Raw genomic sequence first — 12,020 nt, forward strand, 5'->3', positions numbered from 1 at the left:
TTGCAGGCATGACTGAGCATGTTGGCCAGCCTTGTTGCCTGTCGGGCAACCGATCTTATCGAGGTCAGATCCTCACGGGACGATAGCCCCGGGAGTCGGTGCGTCTTGCCCCGACTGTCGGGGTGAATTCGCGCATCTTGCCCAGCGTCCCCTTGGTGGCGCTGGCCCTCTACCTTGAAAGATCCTTCCATGACCAACACACAGGCGGGCCGCAGGCCGGCCATCCATATGATCGACACGGAAGCCGATCGCCTGACCGAACTGGCGCTCGGCGCCGAAGATCGGTTTCCCGAGGTCAGCGCCTTGTTACTTGACGAAGTGGGGCGAGCGACGGTGAAGACCGCCAGCCAGATCGGCCCCGATGTCGTCAGGATGCAATCCACGGTGTCGTTCATCGACGAAGAAAGCGGCGCCGAACGGTCTGTCCAACTCGTCTATCCCGGCGAGGCGGACATCAATGCCGGGCGCGTCTCCATCCTCACCCTGATCGGCGCGGCGCTGATCGGCCTGCGCGAGGGTCAGTCGATCAACTGGCCGGATCGCAGCGGCAAGCGGCGACGGCTGCGCATCCAGTCCGTCAGCCACTGAGGCGCCATGCGGGCAGGCCGGGCGTCGGGACTTAGGGTGCTGTGCCTGGTCCCGCCGCCTACGGCACCTGTCGCTCGCAGTGATAGACGAGGCGCTCGTTCGGGCTGGATGGCAGACGCGCCTCGATCTCGCCCTGAATCTGCATCAGCTTGGCGAGCCGCTCGGGGTCGATCGAGCAGCCGGACCAGCCGATCTTGTCCCGCAGCGCCCGCATCTCGGCGGCGCTCTGTGCGCTCACCAGATAATTATCGGTGCGATATCGGCCGATACCGGGGTCGAAGCGCCGCACCGAAACAGCGGCCTCGTCTGCCGGCACGAGGGCGCGGGACCAGCCGGTCGCGCCATTCTGGAACTGGGTGCGCCCGTCGAGGCACCCCTGCTGCGTCCAAGTAAAGCTGAGGTCCGCCGTTTCCGAGACGGTGACTCGGCTTAGCCCTGGTTCGAGCCGGCATAGCCAGCGACCGCTTTCGGCCGACGCCGCGCCGTCCGTCTCGTTGCCGACCGCATTGCCGGCATCCGGCAGCGGCTCGGCCGGTGCGTCGGCGCTGTCGAAACTCGGGCGCAGCGCGAAGGTCAGCACTGCAGCCAGCAGCAGCACGCCTGCCGCACCCCCAAAGCGCCGGGCGTGACGGATGTTGCCGCGCGACTGGCCCAGTACGGCGGCGCCACCGGTGAGCGCGGCGGCGGCAAGAAGCAGCGCGGCGATGGCAATCATGTTCTCGCGGCGGGCGATGACCTGCTGCTGGGCCTGCTCGCGCGCGGCGATGGCGCGCTCGCGATCCTTCAGGGCGGCTTCGTTCTGCCGTCGCGCGGCCTCGGCGCGGGCGCGCTCGTCGGCGGCCTGCTGGGCGGCATCGATTTCCGCCATGGATCGGCAGGTTTCGCTGGATCGGCGCACCTGAACATTGGCCTGCCGCAGAAAGCTCGCAATCTCGCGCGTCGATACCGCAAAGCCATATTCAGCATCGCTGCCGTCAGAGAGCGAACCGAAGCTGTTGATGCCGATGACGCGGCCGCAATCGTCCACCAGCGGCCCGCCGCTGTTTCCAGCGGCGAGCGGCGCGGTGTGCAGCACGGTGTCGAACTGGCGGGAGGCGCGCCCTGCCGAGACATTGCCAGAGGTGCGCACGGCGCTCATCGGGCGAATGATATCCTCAATGCTCATGCCCTGCGCGCGATCGACCGAGCCGGGATAGCCAATGGCGGTCACCCGCGTGCCGTCTTCCACCGGGCCGGCCAGGAAAGTCGCGATGGGGATCGACGGCGCATCGTCGACCGCCAGCAAGGCCAGATCATTGCCCGGCGAATAGGCCAGGATGCGGCCGCCATAGCTGTTCGTCCCCTCGGAGGGGATGATGCCGATGACGATGTTGGATTCGCTGCGGGCGAGTTCGACGACATGGGCATTGGTGAGCACGCGGCCCGGCGCGATCATGACGCCGCTGCCATGGCCCACGAAATAGGCATTCTGGCCGTCCGTTGCCACCAGCGCCACCCGCACGACGCTGCGCGAGGCAGCGGCGATGTCCTGCACATCTGCCCGTGCCGGCGTCAGGGCAAGAGGCAGCAGCAGCGCAAGGGCGAGGTGGAGGACCGCTTTGAAGGAACCGAACAGTCCGGTGCGAGGCTTGATCATGGGGAACCTTTAACGCGCCCTTCGAGCTCTCGACAGAGGTTTTCACGGTCCAGGCGCTTTGAAAGCAATTTACGGGAAGCTTGCCCGCATTGCCGGTGCGACAAGGACCCGCCGCTGACCCCGCGCCTTGCGTAAGCATGACCGGCCCGCTTACATCGGATAGCTTCCGCTCGATTGCGGAAGAGATAGGAAAGTTGTTATGCCCGCTCCGGCGCAGGCCATTGATGAAGAGACGGCATGGGCGGCCTTCGCGGCGCGCGACCGCCGCATGGACGGGCGTTTCGTCGTCGCGGTCAAGACGACCGGCATCTATTGTCGACCGAGCTGCCCTGCGCGCCGCCCCCGGCCGGAGCATGTCACGATCCTGCCCGATGGCGGCGCGGCGCGCGCGGAGGGTTACCGTCCCTGCCTGCGCTGCCGGCCGGACGATGTCGCGCCGGATCGCGCTGCCGTCACACGAGCGCTGGCATTGCTGGAAGCTGGTGAGGTCATGCCGCCGCTGGCCGAGCTGGCACGCGCCGTCGGCTACACGCCCCACCATTTCCAGCGCCTGTTCAAGCGGGCCGTCGGAGTCTCGCCGGCGGCTTACTGGCGCGGCCTTCGGGCGGATCGGCTGACGCGCGCGCTCCACAAGGCCGAAAGGATCACAGATGCGATCTACGATGCCGGCTATGAAGCACCCAGCCGCGCTTATGCCGATGCGCGGACGCGACTTGGCATGACACCGTCCGCCTGGCGCAACGGCGGCGCGGACGTGACGATTCGCTTCACGGTCACGGCGACCTCTCTGGGCGACATGCTGGTCGCGGCGACCGACAAGGGCCTGTGCCGGATCAGCTTCGATGAGGAGGAAAGCGACCTGCGGCGGCATTTTCCGCGCGCGACGATCGTTGCTGGGGGTGCCGATTTTGCGGCATTGGTAGCGCAGGTCGTGGCGCTGGTCGACGATCCCACACGGGCGGTGGATCTGCCGGTCGATGTCGCCGGTACGGCATTTCAACAAGCGGTATGGGCGGCCTTACGGGCGATTCCCATTGGTGAAACGCGCACTTACACGCAGATCGCAGCAGCGGTCGGCAAGCCGGCTGCCGTCCGCGCGGCGGGGTCGGCCTGTGGTGATAACAAGCTGGCGGTGCTCATTCCCTGCCACCGGGTTCTGCGCAGCGATGGCGGATTGGGCGGTTATGCCTATGGGACGGATCGCAAGACGGTCCTCCTGGAGAAGGAAAAACGGCAGAAGTAGGACTTTACTGGGGGAACATGAGGATAGAGTCGGCCCCCAATAGATCAGTGGCGAAAAAACAATGAAAACTCATTACCTTACGCGCCGGCCGCCAAGTAAATTTTCCGTTCAACTTGTCGCCATTGCCTAACAACTGGCCGGATTCAGCCGGGGGACGCGAAACCAGCAGGCATGTTCGGCGGTTTTTTCCTCACTATGACACGTAACCATGAAACCCCTCGTACAGCGCTGACCGCGATTGCCGCCGTCTTGGCGCTTGGCTCCACCTCGGCTCTGGCGCAGGAGGCCGGAACCGCTCCACCCGCGGTCGATCCCGCAGGTAGTGAGATCGTGATTCCGGATGCGCAGCGTGCGCCTACGGCGGTCCCGCTCCCGACAACCGCGCCGCCGCTGACGACCGTGGCTCCGATCGTCACGCAGAGCACGGCAGCGCCTTCATCGAGCGCCTTGACGACCGCCCCCATCGTTGCTCCGGAAGCCACAACCGCGGGTACTGTTGATACCCCTTCCCAGGCGCGTCAGGCTGCCCCGTCATCCTCGGAAACGACCTCAGCGCCTGCCGAGCGCACATCGAGTGCCCGCGCGGAATCGACGCGTCCGACTGCGGCGCGTGAACCGGCTCCGCAGCCAGTCGCCAGCGATGCTGTTGCTCCGGCTCAAGCCCAACCTCAGGCGGTTGAGACAGCCCCCGCGACTACGGCGCCGATGGTCAATGAGACACCGCAACCCGCGCCGCTTGAAACCACCGGTGAGGCTGCTTCCAGCGATAACACTGCGATCATCATCGGCGGTGCTGGTGCGCTCGTACTGCTTGGGGCCGGCTTCATGGCCTTCCGTCGCCGCAAAACCTATGACCGTGAGATCGAGGCGGATGCGATGGAGCGGGAGGTGATCCGTGAACCCGTCGTCACGCCGAAGCAGGATACGGTCATGAACCCAGCCTATGCACCTGCCGTAGCGGCGCGTGCCCCGGTTGATTCTTCTGCTCCGACCATGCAGCGCTCCACTGTCGTCCGCGAGGGCGATCTGGAACAACAGGTGGCCGCGGCGCCGTCGCGGGAGAACCCGTTTCTTACCCGCAAGAATCGTCTGCGTCGTGCCAGCTTTCTGATGCGCCATGGCGCACTGCCTGAGGCTGCGCCGGCAACGGTGGACCGCCAGACTGCGGAGGCGGCAGCGCCCGCAACCCAGCCGCAAGCCCCTGCGCGTCAGACGGTTTATAGCTTCGGCGGGACGACCGTCCGCCCGACCCAAAAGCCGCGCACGACCTGATCTCCACCGGTCCGTAGATTAAGATGCAGCCGCTCTTCGTAACGAGGAGCGGCTGTTTCACTACAGCGCCGTTCGCAATCAGACGAAGCTGTAGGGATCGATATCCACACTCACCCGCGTCGTGGACTTCCAATCGATCTGGCCCAGCCATTTGCGGACGATGGCCTGCAAATCCACCCCGCGCCGCGCGTGGACGAGCAATCGGAACCGGTGTCGACCGCGCAGCACGGCCAGCGGCGCTTCGGCTGGCCCATAAACATCCAGACCATCCTGATGCGGCGCAATCTTCCCGATTCGCTGGGCCGTCTCACGGGCGAGCGCGCCGTCGGCATCGCTGACGATGATTGCCGCGAAGCGCCCAAACGGCGGCGCGTTGGCGATTCGCCGGCTTTCCGTCTCCATCGCGTAGAAGCGCGCGCCATCGCCGTCGAGCAGGGCGCGGATCACCGGTGCCTCCGAGGCGCGGGTCTGGATGAAGACCCGTCCAGGCTTCTCGCCACGCCCCGCGCGCCCCGAGACCTGCATGATCTGCTGATAGGTGCGCTCGGCGGCACGCAGGTCGCCCCCATCCAGCCCAAGATCGGCATCGACCACGCCGACGAGCGTCAGTTCGGGGAAGTGATAGCCCTTGGTGACCAATTGCGTGCCGATGATGATATCCACGGCCCCGCCCGCGACATCCCGCACAAAGGCGGCCGCTCGGGCCGGGGACCATAAGGTGTCGGAGGTGACGATGGCGGTGCGCGCCTGTGGGAAGAGCAGCTTCACCTCGTCCGCGATGCGCTCGACACCGGGCCCACAGGCGACCAGCGCATCGCTCTCGTTGCATTCCGGGCAGGCGTCGGGCGTGGGGATGCTGTGGCCGCAATGATGGCAGGCGAGGCGCCGGGTCAGGCGATGCTCGACCATCCACGCCGTACAGTGCGGGCACTGGAAGCGATGGCCGCAATGGCGGCATAGGGTGAGAGGTGCATAACCGCGCCGGTTGAGGAACAGTAAGGATTGCTCGCCGCGCTCCAGCGTCTCCGCCATGGCCTTGACCAGCGGCGGCGCGAGCCATCGCCCCCGGTCGGGCGGGTCGCGCGTCAGGTCGAGGCCGATGATCTCCGGCAGTTCGGCGCCGCCGAACCGGCTAGGCAGGGCAATCTCTTCATAGCGCCCCAGAGCGACCTGATGGCGCGTCTCGATGGCCGGCGTCGCCGAGGCGAGGATGATCGGGCAGCTCTCGAACATGCCGCGCATCACCGCGACGTCCCGCGCATGGTAGCGCACGCCTTCTTCCTGCTTGAAGCTGGTCTCATGAGCCTCATCCACGATGATGAGGCCGAGCTTGGGGTAAGGCAGGAACAGCGCCGAGCGCGCGCCCACCACGACCTGTGCCTCGCCCCGCGAGATCGCCCGCCAGGCGCGACGCCGGTCGGATTGCTTGAGGCCGGAATGCCAGGGCACCGGCTCACAGCCGAAGCGCGCGGTGAACCGGTCGAGAAACGGCTCGGTCAGGGCGATTTCGGGCAGCAGCACCAGCGCCTGCTTGCCCTGCCGCAGAGTCTCGGCCAGCGCCTCGAAATACACCTCCGTCTTGCCCGATCCGGTGACGCCATCAAGCAGGACGGTCTGGAAGGCATGGGCGCGAACATGCTCTGTCAGCCTGTCGGCCGCGGCCTGCTGGTCGGCGCTGAGCGTGACGGTCACGAAGTCGGGGTCCGGATCGGGATAGGGCTGATCGGTGGAGACTTCGACAGCCTCCAGCGCGCCCTGCTTTACCAGCCCGCGAATCACCGCGTCGCTGACTTCGCCAATGGCGGCAAGTTCACGCACCAGCCCCTGACGCTCGCCGATGCGTTCCAGCGCTTGCGCGCGCTGGGGCGTCAGCCGATCCGGCACGGCGCCGGTTGGACGATATTCCACCACTGTCTTCTCGCCATCCAGCGCGGACATGGAGGCGAGCGCCATGCGCAGCACGGCAGCGGGCGGGGCAAGGTAATAATCAGCCGTCCACTCGATGAGGCGGCGCAGCGAGGCGGGCAAAGGCGGCGCATCCAGCACGCCGGTAATGGGACGCAGACGATTGTCGCCAACCGGCGCGACATCCGGGAAGTGGTCCGCTTCCCACACAACGCCGATCATCGGGCGTGGGCCCAGCGGGGCGACGACGATCTGCCCGGGCTCCACGCTCATGCCATGCGGCACCCGGTAATCGAGCGGGCCAAGCGCGGCGTTGAGCAGAATGATCCGGGCGCGGGTCATGCCCCGGCCTTAAAGACTGTCTGGCTCGGAGGAAATGGCATCGTCGCGCTGGCTTCACGCCTGCGCGCGGCGGGCAAGGCCTTACATCCGCCGGCGTGCGGCGCTATAGGCGGCGCCAATCTCTCCACAACCGGGAACCTCTGGCCATGAAATTCTTCGTCGATACCGCCGACACTGCCGACATTCGCGAGCTTGCCGCCACCGGCCTGCTGGACGGCGTGACGACCAATCCCAGCCTCATCCACAAATCGGGCCGCAAGTTCCTTGAAGTGGTGGAAGAGATTTGCGGGCTGGTCGATGGCCCCGTCTCGGCGGAGGTCGTGGCGCTCGATCATGAGACGATGATGAAGGAAGCCGCTGTGCTCCGGAAGATCGCCGAGAATGTCTGCATAAAGGTGCCGCTCACCATCGATGGCTTGAAGACCTGCAAGGCGCTCACGCAGGATGGCTGCCAGGTCAATGTCACGCTGTGCTTCTCGGCCAATCAGGCCCTGCTCGCCGCCAAGGCCGGCGCGACGTTCATCTCGCCCTTCGTCGGGCGGCACGATGACAATGGCTTCGACGGCATGCGGCTGATCGAGGACATCCGGCTGATCTACGACAACTACGCTTTCGAGACCGAGATTCTCGCGGCTTCGCTGCGTCACCCCATCCATGTGCTCGAATGCGCGAAGATCGGTGCGGACGTGATTACGGCGCCGCCAGCGGTCATCAAGTCGCTGGTCAACCATGTGCTGACCGACAAGGGCCTCGCCGCTTTCGCTTCGGACTGGGAGAAGACGGGTCAGTCGATCCTCTGAGTCCTACGGCAGTCCAAAAAGAAGGGCCGCTGTCTCCCGGGAGGCAGCGGCCCTTTTCTTGGGCTCAAAGGACGGCGCGATCTACCGCCCAAAACCCTTCGGCGCGGCATCAACCACGGTCGATCCACTGGCGCCGACCTGTTGTACTTCCAGTGCGCGCTCGGCGATCCCGTCCCTGCCGAAGCGGAAGGCGCCGTCGATGCCGGCGAAGCCCTCGGCGTCGCGTAGCCGCGCCGCCGGGAAGGCGCTCCCGGGCTTCCAGTCCTGCGCGATCCGCACGGTGAGCAGCACCGAATCATAACCGAGCGACGCGAGGCGGTAGGGTGCCGTGCCGTAGGACGAGCGATATTTGGTCGCGAGCGTGCGATAAAGACCATCCGAGACGCCCGCATACCAGGCACCGCGCAGCGCCGTGCTGGCGGAAAGACCGGATTCGGTCGCCCATAGCTCGGTGCCGAGAATGCGCGCGTCCTTGGCGCCGGCGGTGCGCACCAGCGGCGCGGCCTGCAGCGCGATGCGACCGACATCGGCGATCAGCAGCGCATCATAGCTGGAACTGGCCGACAGGCGCTGGACCGCTGATTGCACCGAATTGGCCGAGCGATCGAATGTCTCCATCGCCACGACCGTGCCGCCGGCAGCTTTCACCTCGCTGAGGAACGCCTTGCCGGCTCGCTCGCCATAAACGCCGCGCGGCACGAGCGCTGCGAAATCGCTCAGGCCGCGCGCCCTCGCAAAGCGCACGACGCGGGAGACCGATTGCTCCGGGCTGTAGCCGAGCAGATAGACGCCATTGCCGGCGACGCTTTCGTCATTGGAATAGCTCAGCACCGGGATGTTGGCGGCGCGGGCGATCGGCGCGACGGCGCGCACCTCGTCCGCCGTCAGCGGGCCGAGGATGAGCTTGTTGCCCTCCGCCACGGCCTTGCGCGCGGCCTCGGCCGGGTTGCGCCCGGTATCATAGGTGGTGACGCGCAGCCGCTCGGTCTTGGTATCCAGCAACGCCATGGTGGTGGCATTGGCCAGCGAGCGCCCCACGCCGGCATTCGCGCCACTCATCGGCACAAGCAGGGCGATGCGGTGCCGCTCGGTATCGGTCGGCAGGCCCTGCGTCACGTCCGGCTGCTGCGTTTTGGGCGGCGGCGCAGGCGGCGCGGAGGGCGGCACTACGCGCGTACAGGCCGCCAGCAGCATGGCGCCGATCAGCACAATGCCCTGCAGAATGCGACGGGGCGTCGGGGTGCCTCCAGCCGCGATGTCGAACCTCACTTGCCCCGCAAGGCTCCTCTCTGCCATGGCACACCTCATGTCCGCTTCACTTGAGCCTGGCCTATATATCGTTGCGGGACCGATCGGCAACTTGTCCGACCTGTCGCCCCGCGCTGCCGCGGTCCTCCAAGGCGCGGATGTGGTGGCCGTGGAGGACAGCCGCGTGAGCGCCAAATTGCTGCGCCATGCCGGGTCCGACCGGCCCATGATTCCGTACCATGACCACAGCGATGAGCGGGTTCGCGCCCGTCTGGTCGAGCGCATGGCGAGCGAAGCGGTGGCACTGCTGTCGGACGCAGGAACGCCGCTCATCTCCGATCCGGGATACAAGCTGGTGCGAGACGCCCGTGCGGCAGGCCGATCCGTCAACACGGTGCCCGGTCCCTGCGCGGCCATTGCGGCGATCACACTCTCCGGCCTCCCCAGCGACCGCTTTCTGTTCATGGGCTTCCTGCCGCCCAAGACCAAGGCGCGGACCGACGCGCTGGCTGAGGTGGCGGGTCTGCGCGCAACACTGGTCTTCTACGAGAGCGGGCCACGCTGCGCTGCGTCGCTGGCCGATATGGCGGCTGTGCTCGGCGATCGTCCGGCTGCGCTCTGTCGAGAGATCAGCAAGGCTTATGAGGAAAGCTTGACCGGCACGCTGACCGAACTCTCGGCGGCCTGCGCGCAGAAGGAGCCGCGCGGCGAGATTGTGCTGGTGGTCGGCCCGCCGGGAGAACGCGCCGCGCCGGAAGCCGACGAGATCGATGCGGCGCTGCGCGAGGCGCTGGAGCGGCTGACCGTCTCGCAAGCGGCAGGCGAAGTCGCACGCGCATTGGGGGCGGACCGCAAGGCGCTGTACGCGCGCGCCATGGAGCTCAAGGGAAAGTGAAAGGCAGCCCGCCCACGCCAGCGCGGCTCGCGGCCGAGAAGCGGGGCCGGCAGGGCGAGCGGCTCGCGGGCTGGTGGTTGCGGCTCAAGGGCTGGACGATACTGGCGCGGCGGGTGCGCACCCGCGCCGGCGAGATCGATCTGATCGCCCGGCGCGGCAAGATCGTCGCCTTTGTCGAGGTAAAGACGCGGGCCAGCGAGGCGCTGCTCGATGAGGCCATCGATGAGCGGCGGCTGGCGCGCGTTGCGGCGGCGGCGGAAGCGGTCGCCCACAACTGGCTGGGGCCGGATGATGACATGCGCATCGACGTGATGCTGCTTGCGCCGGGTCATCGGCCACGCCATCTGGAAAATGTCTGGCACGGCGGCTAGCGCCTGCGGTCCCGGTTGCGTCGCGTGTCAGCGTCTCGGTTCAGAACAAGAACAGGGCTTGAAGCAGCCCGAACGGTGGAAGGTAAGAACGGATGTCGCTCAAGGTCGCTCTGCAGATGGACCCGATGGAGTCGCTGAACATTGCCGGCGATTCGACCTTTCACATCATGATCGCGGCTCAGGCGCGGGGGCACCGGCTCTACCATTATCGCACCGATGATCTGAGCTGGCGCGGCGGACGGCTCTATGCGCAGGCGCGTGAGGTGACGGTGCAGCGCGTCGAGGGCGATCATTATCGCTTCGGTGAGACGGTCCGGCTGGACCTTGGCCGTGATGTCGATGTGGTCTGGATGCGGCAGGACCCGCCGTTCGACCTCAATTATATCACCGCGACGCATCTGCTGGAGCGGATCACCGGCGAGACGCTGGTCGTCAACGATCCGGTGGCCGTGCGCAACGCACCGGAAAAGCTGTTCGTGCTGGATTTCGCGCGCTTCATGCCGCCGACGATGATCACGCGCAGCCTTGAGGAGACCCGCGACTTCCTTGCCGAGCATGGCGAGATCGTCGTGAAGCCGCTGTATGGAAACGCCGGTTCGGCGGTGTTTCGCATTGGCGCAGATGGCGCCAATCTCGCCGCTCTGGTGGAACTTTTCGGCGAGATGTGGGTCGAAAGCTTCATGGTGCAGGCTTTCCTCAAGGACGTGGCGCAAGGCGACAAGCGGATCGTCCTCGTCGATGGTGAAGTGGCCGGCGCGATCAATCGTATTCCCGGCAAGGGCGAGATTCGCTCGAACCTGGCCGCCGGCGGCACCGCCGCCAAGACCGAGCTGACGGCGGAGGAGCAGGAGATCTGCGCCGCGCTGGGGCCGGAGCTCAAGAAGCGCGGCCTGCTGTTCGTCGGCATCGATGTTATCGGTGGCAAATGGCTGACCGAAATCAATGTGACGTCACCGACCGGTATTGTCGCCATCGATGCCTTCAACGGCACGGATACCGGCGGCATGATCTGGGATGCGGTCGAGCGCCGGCTGGTGGAGCGGGCGGCCTGAGGCTGCTGCAACAACCAGATGATCGACAAGTCGATGATAGGTGACGACAGATGAGCGATTGGGTCGTTCATCTGATCGATGCCGGCGGTTATTGGGGCATCGCTTTGCTGATGGTGCTGGAAAATGTGTTTCCGCCCATCCCTTCCGAACTCATCATGGGCATTGGCGGCATTCGCGTCGGCCAGGGGAAGATGGATGTGGTGCCCCTGCTGGCAGCGGGGACCATCGGCACCACCATCGGCAATCTCTTCTGGTATTATCTGGGGCTCTGCCTCGGCTATGCGCGCCTGAGACCCTTGGTCGAGCGCTATGGCCGCTGGGCGACGTTGCGGTGGCGGGAGGTCGAGTGGCTGGAGCGGATCTTCCTGCGCCATGGCGACAAGATCGTGTTCATCTTCCGCTTCATGCCGGTGTTCCGCACGATCGTCTCGCTGCCGGCGGGGCTGTTCGCCATGCCATTCTGGCGCTTCGTCATCTGGACGACCGGCGGCGCGCTGATCTGGAACGTCGTCTTGGTCGGGGCCGGCTATTATCTTGGCGTGCGGTTCGAGCGCATCGATGATTATCTTGGCCCGCTCACCAATATCGCGGTGGCGTTTCTGGTCGTCGGCTATCTCTGGCGGCTGTTCACCTGGAAGAGCGAGCCGCGCGACCGGCCGTAATCATGT

Annotated in this window: 11 protein-coding genes; 8 read left to right on the forward strand and 3 right to left on the reverse strand. The window is 66.1% G+C overall.

The window, feature by feature from the left end; translation table 11 throughout:
* Nucleotides 1-189: 189 nt before the first annotated feature.
* Nucleotides 190-588, forward strand: coding sequence for a nucleoside diphosphate kinase regulator (gene rnk, locus M2343_RS13635; RefSeq protein WP_264577073.1), 399 nt, complete (start codon nucleotides 190-192; stop codon nucleotides 586-588).
* Nucleotides 589-646: 58 nt separating this feature from the next.
* Here rnk and M2343_RS13640 read toward each other — a convergent pair whose 3' ends face one another.
* Nucleotides 647-2,224, reverse strand: coding sequence for a S1C family serine protease (locus tag M2343_RS13640; protein WP_264577074.1), 1,578 nt, complete (start codon nucleotides 2,222-2,224; stop codon nucleotides 647-649).
* Between the two features lie 199 nt (nucleotides 2,225-2,423).
* Between M2343_RS13640 and ada the strand changes: the two genes are divergently transcribed.
* Together ada and M2343_RS13650 are read left to right on the forward strand one after the other, a co-directional pair.
* Nucleotides 2,424-3,467 carry a bifunctional DNA-binding transcriptional regulator/O6-methylguanine-DNA methyltransferase Ada gene (gene ada, locus M2343_RS13645; RefSeq protein WP_264577075.1) on the forward strand — a complete coding sequence of 348 codons (1,044 nt, stop codon included), beginning with the start codon at nucleotides 2,424-2,426 and terminating at the stop codon, nucleotides 3,465-3,467.
* A gap of 171 nt (nucleotides 3,468-3,638) precedes the next feature.
* Nucleotides 3,639-4,739, forward strand: coding sequence for an LPXTG cell wall anchor domain-containing protein (locus M2343_RS13650; RefSeq protein WP_264577076.1), 1,101 nt, complete (start codon nucleotides 3,639-3,641; stop codon nucleotides 4,737-4,739).
* Nucleotides 4,740-4,817: 78 nt separating this feature from the next.
* On the opposite strand, the gene M2343_RS13655 is transcribed toward M2343_RS13650, so the two are convergent.
* Nucleotides 4,818-6,986 carry a primosomal protein N' gene (locus M2343_RS13655; RefSeq protein WP_264577077.1) on the reverse strand — a complete coding sequence of 723 codons (2,169 nt, stop codon included), beginning with the start codon at nucleotides 6,984-6,986 and terminating at the stop codon, nucleotides 4,818-4,820.
* Nucleotides 6,987-7,132: 146 nt separating this feature from the next.
* On the opposite strand from M2343_RS13655, the gene fsa reads away from it, so the two are divergent.
* Entirely contained in the window at nucleotides 7,133-7,786 is a 654-nt protein-coding gene (fsa, locus tag M2343_RS13660) for a fructose-6-phosphate aldolase (RefSeq protein ID WP_181561134.1), read from the forward strand.
* Nucleotides 7,787-7,867: 81 nt separating this feature from the next.
* Here fsa and M2343_RS13665 read toward each other — a convergent pair whose 3' ends face one another.
* Nucleotides 7,868-9,082, reverse strand: a complete 1,215-nt coding sequence (locus tag M2343_RS13665) for a penicillin-binding protein activator (protein ID WP_413716025.1) — start codon at nucleotides 9,080-9,082, stop codon at nucleotides 7,868-7,870.
* A gap of 10 nt (nucleotides 9,083-9,092) precedes the next feature.
* Here M2343_RS13665 and rsmI point away from each other — a divergent pair, with 10 nt between their 5' ends.
* From rsmI to M2343_RS13685, 4 genes are all read left to right on the forward strand, one after another.
* Nucleotides 9,093-9,929 carry a 16S rRNA (cytidine(1402)-2'-O)-methyltransferase gene (gene rsmI / locus M2343_RS13670; protein ID WP_264577078.1) on the forward strand — a complete coding sequence of 279 codons (837 nt, stop codon included), beginning with the start codon at nucleotides 9,093-9,095 and terminating at the stop codon, nucleotides 9,927-9,929.
* A complete protein-coding gene (locus tag M2343_RS13675; RefSeq protein ID WP_264577079.1) occupies nucleotides 9,926-10,300 on the forward strand; it encodes a YraN family protein in 375 nt (124 codons plus the stop codon). Before rsmI ends, M2343_RS13675 begins: the two co-directional genes overlap by 4 nt.
* Nucleotides 10,301-10,392: 92 nt before the next feature.
* Nucleotides 10,393-11,352 carry a glutathione synthase gene (gene gshB / locus M2343_RS13680; RefSeq protein WP_264577080.1) on the forward strand — a complete coding sequence of 320 codons (960 nt, stop codon included), beginning with the start codon at nucleotides 10,393-10,395 and terminating at the stop codon, nucleotides 11,350-11,352.
* Between the two features lie 50 nt (nucleotides 11,353-11,402).
* Nucleotides 11,403-12,014, forward strand: a complete 612-nt coding sequence (locus M2343_RS13685) for a DedA family protein (protein WP_181561139.1) — start codon at nucleotides 11,403-11,405, stop codon at nucleotides 12,012-12,014.
* Nucleotides 12,015-12,020: the final 6 nt, after the last annotated feature.

The sequence above is a fragment of the Sphingobium sp. B8D3B genome (assembly GCF_025961875.1).
In the GTDB taxonomy this organism is placed as follows: Bacteria; Pseudomonadota; Alphaproteobacteria; order Sphingomonadales; family Sphingomonadaceae; genus Sphingobium.